The sequence below is a fragment of the Paenibacillus vandeheii genome (genome assembly GCF_030433635.1).
GTDB lineage: Bacteria > Bacillota > Bacilli > Paenibacillales > Paenibacillaceae > Paenibacillus > Paenibacillus vandeheii.
Genome location: NZ_JAROCD010000002.1, coordinates 164,987 through 181,287, shown reverse-complemented (window position 1 = coordinate 181,287; position 16,301 = coordinate 164,987). Strand labels below are relative to the sequence as shown.

Here is a 16,301-nt window from a genome sequence, read left to right as displayed (position 1 = left end):
CTTCCGCTTTTTTATGCCATAAAAATACAAAATGTCATTGTTTTTTTCACAATTCATCACAAAACCTCCTATTTTTTTCTATTCTTTTCCGGTATACTGAAAGTAACTTCATGATCTAGTCAAATAGTCCTTAATCACTTTATCACGGGAAGGGCGTAACCAAACGATGCGGAGAGAATGGTTTGATCCGTTTAGATCCGATGTGGAGGTGGTGTTCGCTGCGGCAGAGCAGCTGGTACAGAAATATCCTGAACCAATGTCAGAACATGCACTAGAACAAATTCATTTGGTCAATCCTTTGTTACGAGATTCGGGTCACAGCTACATCGGCTACATTATTCCGTTGTGGTTGCAGCTCTCGGATGGACTACCTCCAGAGAAAGCACACAAACTGAGTACTGCCTGCCTCATGCATATGTTATATTTTTTGAATCAGGATGAAGTTATGGACGAACGTCCCGAAGATGTGACACTGAAATTGTCACTGGGTAATCTGTATTACGTCGATGCCATCTGTGCCTATTCAGAGCTATTCAGCCTTTCATCCCCGTTCTGGACGTATTTCAGACAGTATGTCGAGGATTGGGCTATGAGCGTCACCGGTGAGAACTCCATCGATTATTTCAAGAGAAGCCCGCTTTTAATTGCCCAAAAAGCCGCCCCACTTCAGCTTGGAGCTGCTGGCTCACTCCTTCTTTTGGAACAGAAGCATCGCATTACTCCGGTGTGTTCTGCCGTCAACATTGCACTGATGACTCTCCAGATGACAGATGACTTTACAGACACGAAACAAGATGCTGTGCATGGAAATTACAACAGCTTCCTCTCCCACATATCCGCAGCACTGGAACATAACTATCCGGTTCATCCTGTAAGCGAACGTGTACATGACAATGTATACAATACTCAATTCATGAACTCCTATGTAGACATTGCTCAGCGATATAACATCAGACTGACATCTTCTAACTCGGGTATTTCGCATCTTGAAGCGTTTAATTCCTACTTATGCGACATTCTGGGACAAGCTGTTCAGGACATTGAACAGCACAAAAAAATGCTTCTTCAAGGCGGGTTTCATTACTGGATCAGCGAGAAACAACATTTGTCCTAATCATAATTGAAGAGCTGGTACAGTTGAATTTTAAATATGAAGGGAATGTTGACGATGATGGTATCAGAGAAAACGTTGCACGAGGATATTATTGAAAAGGCCTGGACAGATGAGCACTTCAGACAACAACTGCACTCCAACCCGAAGCAAGCGCTTCGTGAAGCATTTGGCATTGATATTCCTGAGCACGTTCAAGTCCGTACCGTTGAAGAACAACAGAACGACTATGTTCTCGTAATTCCTCCCAATCCATCCAAAGTACAATATGATGTGAATTGCGGACCGTGGAGAAGCTAAACGAACTAGATTAAATATGTAAATTGAATACAGAAGGGGTAGCGAACAAAAAAGCCATTGTACACTTCTGCCGCTCGTCATTCGACGAACGCGGCAAAAGATACAACAGCTTCTGTTCCTACCCCTTTTGTGCTTGTAAAGCTGATCTGCCCATGCATGGCTTCAACGATACGGAAGGTCACCATCATGCCAAGGCCTGTCCCCTTAATTTTGTTCGAGAAATAAGGCTCACCAAGGCGGACCAACGCTTCCTCATCCATGCCTTCGCCGTTATCTCTAACATGTACCTTAATGACCCCATCCTGGGCATAAGCCCAAATATCAATCTGGCCCTGTCCTTGCAGAGCTTCAATACTGTTCTTAATAATATTAATAAAGGCCTGTTTGAACTTGGAAGAGTTCCCTCTAATCCATAGATCTGGCGGAATGTCAGTTGTTATTTTACCCCCTTCGAGATTAGCCATCGGTACAAGAATACCTTCAATATGGTTAAATTCATCTGCGATATTCAGGGAGATAATATGATCAAACTCTGGTTTGGCGAACGTCAGGAAGTCGGTAATAATGCCGGAAGCCCGATCAAGCTCCTCCAGAGCAATCCGCACGTACCCCTTGTTTTTGTTGTCTTCCTGCTCTGTCATGAGCTGAAGGAATCCTCGTGTCACCTGCAGCGGATTACGAACCTCATGAGCAACCGACGCTGCCAGTTCGCTAATAATCTCCATTTTCTCGGATCGCTGCAATTCATTATTAAACAATTCCAACTCTTTCGAGTATTCAAGCACTTTGGTATGTTTTTCAGCAAATCTGCTTCCCAGTATGGCAATAAGTGAGATAATAAAAGCAACCATCGACCATTTCCACCATATCAGATGATATGTTTCATTACGCTGGTAATACCACAGTAGTTCAGCAACACTGATTAAGGCAAATGTGCCGAATCCTGTAGCAAGCAATAGAGCTTCCCTGCTCCGTTGAAGCGCTTTGGAGATGGTACCGATCATTAAGATGCTTAACAGGATTACGAGAATGAATCCAATCACGTTCTGAACCAACAAACTGTAGAGCATGTCCCATTGACCGCCTGAAATAAAATCGATCATCAGGGCAGCTACAGCTACTCCAGAATAGATGACTTGAAATTTTCTTAGTTTGGTAAAGATGCCATAACGACCTGGTCCGATAATTTGTTCAAAAAAATAACAGAGTGCAGGCATGCCCATGAGCATCGCCAGATCAAACAATACGGAATACAGATTCCCGTAAACCTGGTAAAACGTATATAAAAATTGCGAATAGGTGATAATCATCGTTCCGATAGAACCCATCACGATACATAGCGAAATCCACATCCCTTTATGGAACTTGCCCAGGAAAAATGTGCAGCTCAGCATCGTTAGAGCCGTGAATACAAAGGTTGCTCCCAGTATCACATCAAGCAGACCATTGTGAATGTACTTTTCCTGTAAGGTAGCATAAGACCCAACCTGAACCATTCCGTAGATGCCAAGTCTGCCTTTCTCATTCTCGGACCATATATACAGTTTCCCACCTGAATTCTCACTCGATAGAGGTAACAACACCGCGTTATTATCATAATTGTAATGATAATTCTCATACACCTTACGATCTTCCAGATAGATTACAATGTGATTTCCTTTAATATTCTCAAAACGGATTGCCGAGCTCTCTTCGCTTATTGTAGGAATGGTCACACGAGTCCACAAGGAACCTGTAGGAGCTTCAACACTGCTGTATTCCAGCTTCTCTGCACCTTGCTTCTCCCAGATCTCCTCCGAACCTTGAACCTCACTGATGAATCCCTGATCGTGCACGTTCCCCCATTTTACTTCCCATCCCGTTATGGATACAGGTCTGTCAACTTCTCCAGCAGTCGCTGAAACGAAGTCATGCGGCAAGCAGAGAATATTCAACATACTTATCCATAAGATGATGATAGCTTTGGGCACATTTTTCATTCACAGCACCTCAAAGTTCTTATTTTCTCTATCCCCAAGTTCTCTCATTTATCATTCGCCATAGTTTAACGTGTCACCTTCTTGGAAGAAAATGAAAATTCACAATTTAGTAGATTTATAGTTTTATTTCCATTTTATTGTTGAAACCGAAGTGTTTTGTCGGTTATTCCCGCAGATCTTCGAACTGGTTCACAATCATTTCGCGCTCTTTCTGTTCGATCTGTGTGCGATACTCCAACCACTGCTCCGTTTCCTCATCGTCATAAATGGTCCATATATCCGAGAAAAGATAGTCCCTCAACTGGACAATCTGTCCTGACCATATCCCGCCTACCCAGAACAGCCCGTCCGGACGGCGAATAACCGTACGGGAAAACCCGGGCGTAGACGCTTTTTGCCCGATTCGGATTCGAGTGATCATATTACCCAGCGTAAACCAATCCAATTGGAATTCCTCCCTCATATATCCATGTTTCATCATAACATAGGCAGCTGTAAAACTGGCGTCTGCGATTCAATTGTGCCTGCCGGGTGTAATGGTTCCTCAAAGCAAACAATTACCCTTAAGGAGATGATTGGAATGAATGAGCCACACAAAACGGTAGAGGTAGAGCATAAGGATGTTCAGCATAAATCGGATTCGAGCAAGGTTGCTTCCACGTTTATCAAATATGCGGCTTATATTATTATTTTCTTTGGATTCCTGTACTTTCTGGTCAAATATGTATTCCCCAAATTTTAAAGTATATAAGTTGACTCTGTAATTTGTACATCTTTTACTTTCATCTTATATTCATATTTAGGTAATTCAAGGGAACCATAATGGGTGCGAGATTACAACATTAGCCCTTTGGGTAACTACGGGATAAGAAACTTTTCAAGAGGATGCCCAATTACACAAACAACCATTAAATATAATTTCACTGAAACGGAGTGTTATTTATGTCAGACAGACCGATTAGCAATGAAGAGAGTGATCGTTACTACGACCGTTATCAGAGGTCCCGTGATATTCCACCAGAAACCGAAGTCCCTGAAGGTGACATAGACACTTTTGATGAAGTTACGGGAAGACGTATCGACACCGAAAATACAGTGAATCCGCCTGTAGCTTTAGTGCCTACGGATGAGCCGGAATTGGAGTCACGGACAGCGGAGCCTGAACTCGAATCCGTACCTGATGCTGATCTTATTCAACCGAATAGTCCAGTGGATCCGGCCGCACCCGACCCCAATGCCCTTCACGGGACGGACCTGCTGAACGGCGCTGGAGCGGATGCCAAACCAGAGAACGACATTCCACCCCGGCGTTAAATCCTCATGCTACAGCCTGATTAGGAGGTGCAAACATGATGAAGGATGATCACAAACGACACGTACATGAGCCGGAAAATCTGGTAACCGAACGAGATATTGATCCGAATTTTGGATTGTTCACAGAAGATTCCTTTCCAGAAGCTCTAGCGGATGAAGATCAGCTTGATGCTGTTGAACATGCTATTCCGAAGGAGAATGTTAACCGGAAAGATTCACATACATCTGAGGATCAATAGGATCGTATCACCCATTCAATGAGCGTATAGGAAACCTCTTCGCCAAGAGGTTTCTTTTTGCTGTGCTCTTCACAATGACAAAGCGTTCATCCGAAAAAGAGATGGCCACCGTATCTCTACAGTGCCATCCCATTTCTCTGTTATCCGATTAGTCATTTAACCATTTCGTCTACTTCGCCAAAGGTTTGCCCGATCCCGGCAACCTCTGTTCCAGTCTGGACCATTTCGCCACAATGGCGGTAATCAGAAGCGCAACTCCGTTGATGATAAAAATCCAGCGAATCGGTAACCAGCCACCCAGAACACCACCGATAATTGGTCCCGCCATCGTACCAATCTGGGAAGCCGACTGATTCAGGCTGAATGCTCTCCCCCGGAAGCCGGGTTCAGTCACTTGCACAATCATCGCATTGATCGCCGGGAACACCGCAGCGAAGAACAATCCATACACAAATCGCAATATGCCGAAGCCTATATAACCTGTAGTGAAGAACTGCAGGAGGTTACCAATTGCCCCACCCACAAGGCCAATAATCAGCACTTTGCCATATCCGATTCGCGAACCAATTTTACCCCAACGCGGTGCCATAATGACCGTAGCTACACCAACTGCGGAGAAAATAATTCCCGAGCTGAGAGAAGCACGATCAGGCTGAATGCCCATTTCCATCACGTACACGGTCAATAATGGCTCCAGAATCATGACGGAGAAGGTACATATACCCATCATGCCAAGCACCGTAATAAACAATCGATTGGCCCGGGCTTCACGGATGTCATCCATCACATGAGAACGAGCCTTGTTCCGGTTGAAGTTCTCTTCTTTTACCCAGAAGGTTGCAATCAACGCAGAGACCAATACAACGATACTGGAAAATAAAAACGCATTCCGGTTGCCGTAATAATGGCTTACTACACCGCCAATTAATGGGCCGATTATACCTCCTGTTGCCCCGGCGGTAGACATGATGCCAAGCGCATACCCCGTCTTCTCTTCCGGTGTGTTCGTACCGACCAGTGCAATCGCTGCCGGTACAAACCCAGCGAGCAATCCCTGAAACAAACGAACCACGATTAGTGAATACGGGTCCTGCACAAAATAATTGATCAAATACAAAACCGCAAGGCTGTATCCCGACCGGATCAGCATTGGCTTGCGCCCGTATTTGTCAGCCAGTGATCCCCAGAAGGGAGACACCAGGGCACTTGCCAGAAACGTGATACCAAAGGCAAGCCCTGACCAGAACTCCAGGTGATTACGAACGCCCAGATCGCCACTCAAAAACAAAGGCAGAAATGGGATGGAGATTGAATAAGCGGTGCTGCAGAAAAACACACCTATCCACAAAATCACCAGATTACGCTTCCACGAGAAGTCCATATACCCGCACGCCCTTTCCGTTACTGACGACGGGACTGCCGTGTATTGGAGCGGACGGAACAGACCCGTACGTCCCTGACTGCGGAAGCATTTTCCTTATTTTACACCTCTGTAAGCATTTACACCATCCCTTATCGCCCATAGAATCATGCCTTGCATTGCCATCTTGTCCGCAAAAACGGTATGATAGTTGAGGGATTATCCGAGAATAATTCTGACTAAATATATTATGCAGAGATGCAAGGGGGAACGTTCTCATGTCTTTTCGGTGGAAAAAAACAACAGCTGTGTCGCTGGTTCTAGCGATGCTGCTTATCGTCATTAGTGGTTGTGGGCGCCCTACAAGCGGCGCGACGGAAACACCGGCTCCAGCGGAACCTACTGGTCCAAATCCTGTAGCCACCATTGAAATGTCAGATGGTCAGAAGATCGTCATCGAGCTCTATCCAGAGATCGCTCCAAACACGGTGAACAATTTTATCTCACTCGCTAATAAGGGTTTCTATGACGGTCTGATCTTTCACCGCGTCATTCCAGGTTTTATGATTCAGGGTGGTGATCCCAACGGTGATGGTTCGGGTGGACCAGGATATACCATTAAGGGTGAATTCACTTCCAATGGGCACAAAAATCATCTGAATCATACCCGTGGGGTCATTTCCATGGCCCGGACAAATGATCTGGACTCCGCAGGCTCCCAGTTTTTCATCATGTTAGCGGATGCTGACTACCTGGATAATCAGTACGCCACATTCGGTAAAGTCACAGAAGGTATGGATGTCGTTGATGGCATTGCGGCTCAACAAATAGGTGAAAACGATAAACCAGTCAACGATCAAGTGATGAAAAAAGTCACTGTCGACACCCATGGTCTGGAGTATCCAGAACCGGTAAAAATGCCTTAACCTGTGGAACTGAACGAGTCGTCGTTCTGATTCATCCTATGTAAGACAAACAAAAGCTCTGTCCTGTGCGATTCTCGCCAGGCAGAGCTTTATTCAATGTTAGCGTTTACATAAATGACTTTATAAAAAATGCCCTCTTCTGGCACGATTCTATATGCAGCAGCTCTGCAACCCTCTGTTCTCAATACATCCATCCCATCAAACGCAACCAACCGATGATCGCAATCCATAGCGGACAGCTGAAAGCAACACCCCATGCAAGCCCTTTCAGTAAACTGCGGTTTACTTCCACGAACAACGACTCCTTTCTCCAGGGAATAGTCGCAGTATCGGTAATAATATATGAATTTATACCTGTTTTCATTCGTCACGTCACCCTCTATATCCTGCTTTTGTTCCGCCGTTTCATGGAATGGGTTGGGTGAACCTGATATAATATGAATACTGAACGATAATGGAAGCTGATTTATGTTTTTGAAAGGAGATTATTCCATGGCAAAATCCAAAAAACACCCCCCTGCTCCCAAAGCAGCACAGGATAAACCGACCACATTAAAGGATCTGCTAAGCAGTGACGTGCTTGAGAAACTGAACGCACAGGCAGATGAAGCCAAGGCGGCCGAGGCAGACCGCAAAGAGCAGGAACGCCTGCAGGCGGAAGAAGCTCGTAAAGCGGAACAGAAGCGGAAAGATAATGACTTTGAGTACCTGTTGAATAACAGTTCGATGGACTGGAAGAAACATAAATAATTTTGCAGCAATCCAGATTATCATGATATCTACATTACCGATACAGGGCCGTTCAACGGTCCTGTTTTTTGTATGGTACATATGATTCATCACTCTTTAGTCGGGTATGTAGAGATAGAGAGTATACTGACTGACAATCTATACGATACGGAGGGATCAGGATGACTGAACAACGTTTGCAAGGGAAAGTCGCGATTGTAACCGGAGGTGGCTCAGGAATTGGTCAGGCAACAGCCATTCGTTTCGCTGAACATGGGGCCAAAGTGTTCTTGCTGGACCGGACCCCGGAGAATGCAGAGGAAACCAAACAGACAATCGAGAATGCAGGCGGAGAAGCCCACGTCATTGAATGTGATGTATCCAAACCGGACAACGTGCAAAAGGCCATCAATCAGGCAGCAGAGCAAGCTGGACAGCTGGATATTGTGTTTGCCAATGCGGGTATCAACGGCACGATGGCTCCAATTGAAACGATGGAACCTGAGGACTGGGATCAGACGATGGGAATTAATATGCGCGGCACGTTCGCAACCGTGAAGTACGCCATTCCCCATTTGAAAGATCGCGGAGGAAGCATTATTATTACAAGCTCCATTAACGGTAACCGCGTATTCTCTGGCATCGGCTTCTCTGCATACGCTTCCAGCAAAGCGGGTCAAACGGCTTTTACGAAGATGGCTGCATTGGAACTGGCCCGTTACAAGATCCGTGTCAACGCCGTCTGTCCGGGAGCCATTGATACGAATATTGATGACAACACCTATCCTTCGGACGATCTAAAAGAAGTACAGATCCCGGTTGAATTCCCGGAGGGGCATGAACACCCGCTCAAGGGTGAACCAGGAACGCCGAAGCAGGTCGCCAATCTGGTGCTCTTCCTCGCATCCGACGAATCTTCCCATGTGACAGGGACTCGGATCTACGTGGACGGTGCGGAATCTTTGCTCCGCGGATAATACTAATATCAGGCTCAATGAGCAGTCAACAGCCAAACATCCCGCAAACGGTCTTGTTCTTCAGACTGCTGCGGGATGTTTTGTTTAAGATATGACTTTATAGCAGAACGAAGAACAAACTCCCTTTTGCTCTCCCATTGGTTTCGAATAGCCTTTCTAGAGCGCTGAACTCCTTCCTCTCTTCACTCGGTTATTCAACCGCTCCGGAATCGCAAATAGCAGGACATACATCAGGGAAAACATTACTGCTGCCAGCACCTCCTCCCCAAGAATGTACAAGGGATAAGGGCCCAACAGGTCGAGCACTGAAGGGGTATCCGGTTTGTGTCTCAGGAACATATAATTGGTGTCAAGCAGAACATCCACACCGTACACGACTAACGCTGCCACATTCACAAATATCATTGAACCCAACACAGTTCTCCAGCTTGGACGAAGCTGTTCTACCCAAGTCATATAGAGCAGCGCCAGAATAATACAAGCGTGGGCAGTAAAAAATTGAATGAAACGAAAATGGGCATAAGCATAACCGAGATTAGGCGTTACGATTGCCATCAAGGCTCCTGCTATTCCTGCGAACAGCAATGCAGAATGCAGCAGTCGACTGCGTGTCAATAATAGCAGCGCTGATAATAATAGTGACAGACTGCATAACTCCAGCGGCAATGAAGTCTGCAGGCTCCACACGCCTCCATACACGTACCATAGTTGAAGCACAATCTCGCAGCCGAACATGACACAGGCCAGAGCAATGCGAAAGGTTCGGCGTAGGTTGGATGACGATGAGCGTAGCCAGTTTCGTAACAGGAACATCAATATAATCAGTGCAGCAATCAGACCGATCGCCCACAGGTGTGAAGTTGAAAACAGTATAAAAGGTTCCGCATCATAAGGGTCTAGCCACTGGGGATATGCCATTGCACCTCTTCTCTCCTTCTCGTTACACAAACACAAAATATCTCTATAATGTTAACTTTTTCATTTTGGCATTGAATGAGTAGACTGTCCAGATGGAATTCTAAATTAGGATTGTATTTTAAATATCTTTATGTTAAGATAAATTCAAGAACAAAACACACTTAAAGTTAGTAACTTTCTTAAAGAGAATACTATAAAATAGAATTAAACTATCAGGAGGTATTTATAATGCAAATCAAAGGACTTCACCATGTATCTGCACTCACTGCCCACGCCGCTGAGAACTATCGGTTTTATACAAACGTTATGGGGCTGCGACTGATCAAAAAAACAGTCAACCAGGATGATGTCTCGGTCTATCACCTCTTCTATGGAGATGAAAAAGGGAATCCGGGTACCGAACTTACCTTCTTTGAAATTCCAATGGCCGGGCAGACACGCGAAGGTGTGAACAGCATCTCGGCAACGTCACTTCGTGTTCCTAGCGATGCAGCTCTGACGTACTGGCAACAACGTTTTGATGAATTCGATGTCCCTCATGGAGAAATTACCGAGCGCGGGGGGCGGGCCACTCTTTCGTTTACGGACTTTGAAGGACAACGCCTGATTCTCGTCTCCGATGAACATAATACAGGTGTTGCAGGCGGTAAACCGTGGGATCAAAGCCCTGTGCCCGCCGAGTATGGCATTGTAGGATTAGGCCCAATCCATCTTACCGTTAAAGATGCATCCCTTACCACTCCAGTCCTTACCGAACTGCTCGGTTTCCGTCAAAAAGGAACGTATCCCGCTTTTGTCGCAGGCCAACCCGATGTGCTCGTCTTTGAATCCGGTGAAGGTGGCAGCGGCTCCGAGGTGCATGTCGAAGAACGGAATGACCTCGCTCAAGAACGCCCGGGACGTGGCAGCGTGCACCATGTGGCCTTCCGTGTGGACAATGAGGAAGAACTGAAACAATGGGTGGAACGCGTGCATAACTTCCAGTTCCCGAACTCCGGTTTCGTAGACCGTTTCTACTTCCGCTCCCTGTATTTCCGTGAAGCAAACGGTATCCTGTTCGAGCTTGCAACCGACGGTCCCGGCTTCGATACGGATGAAGAACTGGCTCATCTTGGCGAGTCCCTGGCTTTGCCTCCATTCCTTGAAGGCCGCCGGGCAGAGATTGAATCCAAACTGAAACCACTGGATACCATGATTCGATAATCAACGATTCCAATAGAAAAAAATAAACGATTATCGCTGTACATCATCCCGAGAAACCCGACTGATGTTCAGACGATAATCGTTTTTCACGTTCCATAAAGTTATCTTATTTGATCAAATAAGATGTAGTCAGGGGCACAAACAAGGAAGAACCAGGCGTCTCTTCCACAATCTCGACAACCACAAAGTCCGTTTTGGATACATCCACATCAACACCAGTCATACCATCTTCCGCAGCAAGCGATACAGATTTCAGGGTTGTATTATTGCCATCCATTATTTTAATTTCCTGAGAACCACCTACTGCTGCCAGTTCCAGATGTAATTTGGAATATTTTTTTTTCGTCATGATTTGGAAGCTGTTTCCCAGCTTGACCGAATCATCATGCAAATAAACATCTTTGTAATCCTTGCCCTTATAGGAAGTATCTGCTGGATCTTTGGTATGCCAATCAGACGTTCCCAACACGGTTTCTCCGAGCGAACTCAAAGTCAGTTTGTTCGTTTCCGTTGGAGCTGATCCATTACTGCCGCCAATAATAACCGAGGAGCTGGCACTGTCATAACTGATTTCAGTACCCAACAGGTCACCTACTGCACGTACAGGCAGATAAGTTGTTCCATTATACGTAATCGGCAAAACAGTCTTGCCATTGGCATCTTTGGCGGTTACCGTTGCTCCATTCATTTTCAGAGATATCTTGCTGTTCAGATACGCTTTGATTGGCTCCAGTCCCGTTGCCGCCAGTGCCCCAGTACCGATTCCGAGCGTAAGTGTGCCTACCATTAATCCCAGTACCATCTTTTTCTTCATTAATTATCCCTCCTGAAAGTATGAAATAAAATGACAGTAGTCCTTTATACATTTAAACCATTAAAGTGCTAATGTCAATCATTTCTTGGTAAATTAATGGAATACGTTCTGTATTCGGACAGCACAAAATGAGGCTAAAGTTTCATCATTTTTTTCAGCCTCACTCGGTTCCCTGTGTATTTAAGACAATGGGGGTATATTTTTTTGTCATAACTACCCGTAATTCCGCTCTTCGCTAATTAATCAATTCAATCAAAAGATTCATAGTACTCCTCTTCATACTCTTCCGTGCTGTACTTCAATTCAACAGCCTGCCACTCACCATCCTTTAGTTCATAGGTAAAGTTCAGATCACCGTCATATAAACCCATACCGTATGCACCGGATGCTGACACCACCAACTTGCCATTCTCCACACTGTAATAAACAACACCGCCGAACTTGAGCTCCTCGTTATACACTCCCTCGCTTGTGTCTTCCTCCATCAGAGAAGGCTCTGCATGAACACCATCAACGGTAACGTTGATCTTAACCTGACCTGGTGTAACACTGACTTTCGAATTTACATGCTGCTTCACAATCTCATCCAACGATTGCATCTTCATCTCTTCCATCGTGTTTGGATCGATAATATGAGCCTCGCCCAGATAAATTCCTGTTCCATGACCGGCTGTAAACAACACAACAATCTCCTTCTGTCCATCTCCATTCAGATCCAGTTCGTGTACTTCCGGTTTGTAAGAGCCACCTTCTCCTTGCCATTTACCGAATTCTCGTTTCTTGCCGTTCACTTCCAACACCATTCCGTTATATATATACCCTGAGCCTTCGACTTTCATGGGGTACAGTCTTACGTTCTCATTTTCCGGAGCAACCGAAACGTACTCTCCCTTAACAGGGATCGATTCCTTCGTTGTAAACGCTGCTTCATTCATTGTTTCCATATTGGAGGCCGCGACCGCTGAGGTCTGGCTGGATTGATCATCTATGTTAAGCTGTTTTTGCGATTCATTCATGGTTCTGGCAGACGACGTTGTACTAATCGTAGCTACCGCCAAAATAATCATCAGCAGGATACCTGTCCAAGTTTTCAATATGCTGGGCTCCTTAATTTGTAGTGGAATACTACTATTATATCTTCATTTATCGCCCAAGCGTTGCGAATTTGTTAATGTTTCATAAAAAAATCTTTACAAATTTCCGTTTTTGCGAAAGAATGTTCGGCTTTAACCATAATAAGCAAAAAAACATCTCGGAAACAGCTCAAGGCTGCATCCGAAATGCTCTGGTTTTATCCATTAACCGATCCGTTAACTGTCTCAACTCTTCAGCGGAGGACGAAATCTCCTGCATAATCGCGGTCTCTTCATGTGCGGCATCCATAATTCGTCTCGCCTCATCCGAGAATGTTCCGGCTTTACCCTGAATCTTCTTCACATGACCGTGCGTCTGTTCTACGCGGCTGGTCTGTTCCCCAATTTTGGATCCAATTTCATAAGCGCCCTTCATAAACACTTCTACCGTACCTGTAAGCTCCTGCAACGTCTGGTCAACCGAGACCGTGCGCTCGGATTCGTTAACAACCAAACCGTGCTGCTCATGAATCAGTTGAGCTGTATCCTTAATTCGCTGCTGTACGCGGCTGATCAGCTCATTAATCCGATGCACCGATTGTTTGCTCTCGTCTGCGAGCTTACGAATCTGCTGCGCCACCACAGCAAAGCCCGCTCCCTCTTCTCCCGCACGTGCAGCCTCAATGGAAGCATTCAAGGCAAGCAGCCCTGTTTCCTCTGCAATGTTTTTGACGGATTGAGTAATGGCTTCAATATCCGAGGCTTCCTTCTCGAGCAGCACCATGATGTCACGGGAACGATTGTGGGATTCCGTCAGCTCGTCCATTCCTTTCATCAGAGAAGAGAAGGTCTGCTTCGTATGATCTACCGAGCGTTCCATCTGGCCGGACATCTCTGTCATACCGATCGACTGGCTGTGCATACGCTGAAAATCATTCAACATCTCATCTGCTGTAACCAGCGACTGATGTGAAGTCGTTTTCTGCTCTTCCACACCCACCGCAATATGATCCACCGCATCAGACATCATCTCGATCTGCTCTGCTGCCTGGGCGATTGCTTCACTGAGTGACTGTGCGTTCTGCGAGGTTGTCCGTGTACTATCCGTAATATCGTTTACAATACTTCTCAGATTGAAAACCATTACGCGAAAAGCATCATATAATACAGTAATTTCATCCTGTGTACGCCGCTCTGGAACTTCAGCCGTCAAATCCCCCGATGAGATTTGTTGTGCCGCACGGGACAAATGTACAATTGGACGAGTCAACCAGCGGGAGGCAAACCAGCCCAGAATCGCATTCCAGCACACGCCCATGATGAGCACGATGGAGATGTACAACCAGCTTGGCATAGAGAACGAGAGCCAGTCCTGGAGAAAGAATATAAAAAAACCGCTAGTTCCGTACGTAATCAGTGAAATCAGTACCAAACCTGCGACGGTTTTTGCGCCTAAAGTCCATTTCATCTTCACACCTCATAGTCCTTTTTTCCTATTTTACCAATAGATAACCAAATTACATGTGATTTAGATCACTGAAAACGACAAATTGATCATTGTGTAAACGTTCATGCATGACTTCATTCCAGTGGAGCATAATGGATAAGACAACAATGTCGAGTTGAGTTGAGAATCGTTTTGCCAAGGTGATATCCTGAATTTAAATTATTTATCGGTAAGAAGGGTGAAATGATTTAGCTTGGCATCCATTTTGCTTAAATGATATACTGAGTGCGCTTCGGCATTGCCGGAGCTGACCTATTTTTGGATGCCACTGGAGGCGAACGAAATGTCTACAATGTCCACAAGGACGGAGAAAGATTTTATTGGAGAAAAAGAAATTCCTGCTTACGCTTATTATGGAATACAGACGATTCGGGCTGTAGAGAACTTCCCGATCACCGGCGTTCCTGTACACCGGGAGCTGGTTACAGCTCTGGCTGCGGTGAAAAAGGCTGCGGCAATTACGAATATGGAGCTGAAGATGCTGCCACGCAAAATCGGCGATGTCATCGTCATGGCTGCTGAAGAAATGATGAAAGGCCATCATCTGGATCATTTTATTGTTGACTCCATTCAGGGCGGTGCAGGCACCTCCATGAATATGAATATGAACGAAATTTTGGCCAATCGTGGATTGGAGCTGTTATTGCAGAACAAGGGTGACTATTTCCACTGTAACCCGAATAACCATGTGAACATGTCCCAATCCACCAATGACGTAATCCCAACTGCACTGCGTATTGCTGCGTATCGGTTGTCTGAAACGTTGCTGGATACGATGAAACGTCTGCAAGATGCATTCCGCAAAAAAGAACAGGAATTCAACGACGTAGTCAAAGTAGGCCGGACACACCTTCAGGATGCTGTGCCTATTCGCCTTGGACAAGAGTTCGGTGCCTATGCACGCGTTATTGGACGTGATATCGAACGTCTCGAGTTCGCCAATCGTCGCCTGCTCACCATTAACCTGGGAGCGACGGCTGTAGGTACAGGTCTCAACGCCAAACCGGAATACATTGTCAAAGTCACGGAGCATCTATCTGATGTGACAGGATTGAATTTGCAAACGGCTGAGGACCTCGTCGATGCCACACAGAATACGGATGCCTATCTGGAATTGTCGGCTGCTCTTAAAGTATGTGCTGTCAGTCTGTCCAAAATCTGTAACGATATTCGGATGATGGCTTCCGGTCCACGTGCAGGATTCAATGAGCTGCGGCTTCCACCACGTCAGCCAGGTTCATCCATTATGCCGGGCAAAGTGAATCCGGTTATGGCTGAAGTGATCAATCAGGTATCCTTCCAGGTGATGGGGAATGACCATACGATCTGCATGGCCTGTGAAGCTGGTCAATTTGAATTGAACGTCATGGGTCCGGTTATCGCGTTCAACTTGCTGCAATCGCTTAAAATCATGAACAATGGCATCGACGTCTTCACTCGTTATGCCGTTGAAGAGATGGAAGCGAACCGTGAGCGTTGTGCGTTAATCATGAAGCAGAGCTTCAGTGTTATTACAGCGCTGAATCCGCATCTTGGCTATGATGTAGCAGCTTCCATTGTGAAGGAAGCACTGAAAACCGGGAACACCTTGCAGGAGATTATTTTGGAACGGGGTCTGCTGACACCGGAAGAACTGGAAGAAATTTTGCACCCGGAGCAGATGACTACTCCAGGGATTGCCGGCGAGCATTTCCTGCGTAATATGGAACGCTTGTAGGCTGTTTAAGTCCAACGAATGAATATGCACATTGACTCTCCGATGACAGAATATCCTTCTGATCACTGTTAAATAAGAACGAGCAACCCCCGCAAACCGAGTTCACGGTCTGCGGGGGTTGCTCGTTTATACGT

The 16,301-nt window shown here is 45.7% G+C and carries 18 protein-coding genes; 10 read left to right on the top strand and 8 right to left on the bottom strand.

The genetic code is table 11. The annotated features are described in order from the left end of the window. The first annotated feature begins 166 nt into the window (after positions 1–166). Together P5G61_RS03650 and P5G61_RS03645 are read left to right on the top strand one after the other, a co-directional pair. Positions 167–1,114 carry a hypothetical protein gene (locus P5G61_RS03650; protein ID WP_301244592.1) on the top strand — a complete coding sequence of 316 codons (948 nt, stop codon included), beginning with the start codon at positions 167–169 and terminating at the stop codon, positions 1,112–1,114. Positions 1,115–1,150: 36 nt separating this feature from the next. After that, the gene (locus P5G61_RS03645; protein ID WP_256984551.1) at positions 1,151–1,411 is read left to right on the top strand and encodes an NHLP leader peptide family RiPP precursor; all 261 of its coding nucleotides are present in this window, start codon (positions 1,151–1,153) and stop codon (positions 1,409–1,411) included. A gap of 77 nt (positions 1,412–1,488) precedes the next feature. Here P5G61_RS03645 and P5G61_RS03640 read toward each other — a convergent pair whose 3' ends face one another. Beyond that, entirely contained in the window at positions 1,489–3,390 is a 1,902-nt protein-coding gene (locus P5G61_RS03640) for a sensor histidine kinase (RefSeq protein ID WP_301244588.1), read from the bottom strand. Positions 3,391–3,553: 163 nt separating this feature from the next. Continuing rightward, positions 3,554–3,835: a hypothetical protein gene (locus P5G61_RS03635; RefSeq protein WP_079349793.1), complete on the bottom strand. Its 282-nt coding sequence runs from the start codon at positions 3,833–3,835 to the stop codon at positions 3,554–3,556. A 135-nt stretch (positions 3,836–3,970) separates the two neighbouring features. Between P5G61_RS03635 and P5G61_RS03630 the strand changes: the two genes are divergently transcribed. From P5G61_RS03630 to P5G61_RS03620, 3 genes are all read left to right on the top strand, one after another. Continuing rightward, on the top strand, positions 3,971–4,132 hold the full coding sequence (locus P5G61_RS03630) for a hypothetical protein (protein WP_179132824.1): 162 nt from the start codon (positions 3,971–3,973) through the stop codon (positions 4,130–4,132). A 200-nt stretch (positions 4,133–4,332) separates the two neighbouring features. Next, positions 4,333–4,704 carry a hypothetical protein gene (locus P5G61_RS03625; protein WP_301244585.1) on the top strand — a complete coding sequence of 124 codons (372 nt, stop codon included), beginning with the start codon at positions 4,333–4,335 and terminating at the stop codon, positions 4,702–4,704. A gap of 35 nt (positions 4,705–4,739) precedes the next feature. After that, positions 4,740–4,943, top strand: a complete 204-nt coding sequence (locus tag P5G61_RS03620) for a hypothetical protein (protein WP_285077897.1) — start codon at positions 4,740–4,742, stop codon at positions 4,941–4,943. Between the two features lie 169 nt (positions 4,944–5,112). On the opposite strand, the gene P5G61_RS03615 is transcribed toward P5G61_RS03620, so the two are convergent. Beyond that, the gene (locus tag P5G61_RS03615) at positions 5,113–6,324 is read right to left on the bottom strand and encodes an MFS transporter (RefSeq protein ID WP_285077896.1); all 1,212 of its coding nucleotides are present in this window, start codon (positions 6,322–6,324) and stop codon (positions 5,113–5,115) included. Between the two features lie 257 nt (positions 6,325–6,581). Here P5G61_RS03615 and P5G61_RS03610 point away from each other — a divergent pair, with 257 nt between their 5' ends. Further along, on the top strand, positions 6,582–7,229 hold the full coding sequence (locus tag P5G61_RS03610) for a peptidylprolyl isomerase (RefSeq protein WP_301244581.1): 648 nt from the start codon (positions 6,582–6,584) through the stop codon (positions 7,227–7,229). Between the two features lie 181 nt (positions 7,230–7,410). Here the strand turns inward: P5G61_RS03610 and P5G61_RS03605 are convergent, their stop codons facing one another. Beyond that, on the bottom strand, positions 7,411–7,593 hold the full coding sequence (locus P5G61_RS03605) for a hypothetical protein (RefSeq protein WP_024632483.1): 183 nt from the start codon (positions 7,591–7,593) through the stop codon (positions 7,411–7,413). Positions 7,594–7,721: 128 nt separating this feature from the next. Between P5G61_RS03605 and P5G61_RS03600 the strand changes: the two genes are divergently transcribed. Continuing rightward, the gene (locus P5G61_RS03600) at positions 7,722–7,979 is read left to right on the top strand and encodes a YqkE family protein (RefSeq protein ID WP_301244575.1); all 258 of its coding nucleotides are present in this window, start codon (positions 7,722–7,724) and stop codon (positions 7,977–7,979) included. Between the two features lie 161 nt (positions 7,980–8,140). Next, positions 8,141–8,935 (top strand): SDR family oxidoreductase, encoded by a 795-nt coding sequence (locus tag P5G61_RS03595; RefSeq protein WP_301244573.1) that lies wholly within the window; start codon positions 8,141–8,143, stop codon positions 8,933–8,935. A gap of 156 nt (positions 8,936–9,091) precedes the next feature. Here the strand turns inward: P5G61_RS03595 and P5G61_RS03590 are convergent, their stop codons facing one another. Further along, complete coding sequence (locus tag P5G61_RS03590; RefSeq protein ID WP_301244571.1) at positions 9,092–9,853, bottom strand: YwaF family protein; 762 nt, start codon at positions 9,851–9,853, stop codon at positions 9,092–9,094. A gap of 228 nt (positions 9,854–10,081) precedes the next feature. Between P5G61_RS03590 and P5G61_RS03585 the strand changes: the two genes are divergently transcribed. Continuing rightward, positions 10,082–11,056 carry a ring-cleaving dioxygenase gene (locus P5G61_RS03585; RefSeq protein WP_301244569.1) on the top strand — a complete coding sequence of 325 codons (975 nt, stop codon included), beginning with the start codon at positions 10,082–10,084 and terminating at the stop codon, positions 11,054–11,056. A 106-nt stretch (positions 11,057–11,162) separates the two neighbouring features. On the opposite strand, the gene P5G61_RS03580 is transcribed toward P5G61_RS03585, so the two are convergent. The 3 genes from P5G61_RS03580 to P5G61_RS03570 all read right to left on the bottom strand — a co-directional run bounded on the left by P5G61_RS03580 (position 11,163) and on the right by P5G61_RS03570 (position 14,411). Beyond that, the gene (locus P5G61_RS03580) at positions 11,163–11,870 is read right to left on the bottom strand and encodes a stalk domain-containing protein (protein WP_301244567.1); all 708 of its coding nucleotides are present in this window, start codon (positions 11,868–11,870) and stop codon (positions 11,163–11,165) included. A gap of 248 nt (positions 11,871–12,118) precedes the next feature. Next, positions 12,119–12,964 (bottom strand): hypothetical protein, encoded by an 846-nt coding sequence (locus P5G61_RS03575; protein WP_301244565.1) that lies wholly within the window; start codon positions 12,962–12,964, stop codon positions 12,119–12,121. Positions 12,965–13,133: 169 nt separating this feature from the next. Beyond that, on the bottom strand, positions 13,134–14,411 hold the full coding sequence (locus tag P5G61_RS03570; RefSeq protein WP_301244563.1) for a methyl-accepting chemotaxis protein: 1,278 nt from the start codon (positions 14,409–14,411) through the stop codon (positions 13,134–13,136). Between the two features lie 322 nt (positions 14,412–14,733). Here P5G61_RS03570 and P5G61_RS03565 point away from each other — a divergent pair, with 322 nt between their 5' ends. Then, positions 14,734–16,167, top strand: a complete 1,434-nt coding sequence (locus P5G61_RS03565) for an aspartate ammonia-lyase (protein ID WP_301244561.1) — start codon at positions 14,734–14,736, stop codon at positions 16,165–16,167. The last annotated feature ends 134 nt before the right edge of the window (positions 16,168–16,301 follow it).

Excerpts from the sequence above, each read along its gene's own strand:
- P5G61_RS03605 (WP_024632483.1), bottom strand. The coding sequence starts at position 7,593 with ATGAAAACAGGTATAAATTCATATATTATTACCGATACTGCGACTATT.
- P5G61_RS03595 (WP_301244573.1), top strand. The coding sequence starts at position 8,141 with ATGACTGAACAACGTTTGCAAGGGAAAGTCGCGATTGTAACCGGAGGT.
- P5G61_RS03585 (WP_301244569.1), top strand. The coding sequence starts at position 10,082 with ATGCAAATCAAAGGACTTCACCATGTATCTGCACTCACTGCCCACGCC.
- P5G61_RS03600 (WP_301244575.1), top strand. The coding sequence starts at position 7,722 with ATGGCAAAATCCAAAAAACACCCCCCTGCTCCCAAAGCAGCACAGGAT.
- P5G61_RS03565 (WP_301244561.1), top strand. The coding sequence starts at position 14,734 with ATGTCTACAATGTCCACAAGGACGGAGAAAGATTTTATTGGAGAAAAA.
- P5G61_RS03580 (WP_301244567.1), bottom strand. The coding sequence starts at position 11,870 with ATGAAGAAAAAGATGGTACTGGGATTAATGGTAGGCACACTTACGCTC.
- P5G61_RS03570 (WP_301244563.1), bottom strand. The coding sequence starts at position 14,411 with ATGAAATGGACTTTAGGCGCAAAAACCGTCGCAGGTTTGGTACTGATT.
- P5G61_RS03615 (WP_285077896.1), bottom strand. The coding sequence starts at position 6,324 with ATGGACTTCTCGTGGAAGCGTAATCTGGTGATTTTGTGGATAGGTGTG.
- P5G61_RS03590 (WP_301244571.1), bottom strand. The coding sequence starts at position 9,853 with ATGGCATATCCCCAGTGGCTAGACCCTTATGATGCGGAACCTTTTATA.
- P5G61_RS03645 (WP_256984551.1), top strand. The coding sequence starts at position 1,151 with ATGAAGGGAATGTTGACGATGATGGTATCAGAGAAAACGTTGCACGAG.
- P5G61_RS03650 (WP_301244592.1), top strand. The coding sequence starts at position 167 with ATGCGGAGAGAATGGTTTGATCCGTTTAGATCCGATGTGGAGGTGGTG.
- P5G61_RS03610 (WP_301244581.1), top strand. The coding sequence starts at position 6,582 with ATGTCTTTTCGGTGGAAAAAAACAACAGCTGTGTCGCTGGTTCTAGCG.
- P5G61_RS03620 (WP_285077897.1), top strand. The coding sequence starts at position 4,740 with ATGATGAAGGATGATCACAAACGACACGTACATGAGCCGGAAAATCTG.
- P5G61_RS03640 (WP_301244588.1), bottom strand. The coding sequence starts at position 3,390 with ATGAAAAATGTGCCCAAAGCTATCATCATCTTATGGATAAGTATGTTG.
- P5G61_RS03630 (WP_179132824.1), top strand. The coding sequence starts at position 3,971 with ATGAATGAGCCACACAAAACGGTAGAGGTAGAGCATAAGGATGTTCAG.
- P5G61_RS03625 (WP_301244585.1), top strand. The coding sequence starts at position 4,333 with ATGTCAGACAGACCGATTAGCAATGAAGAGAGTGATCGTTACTACGAC.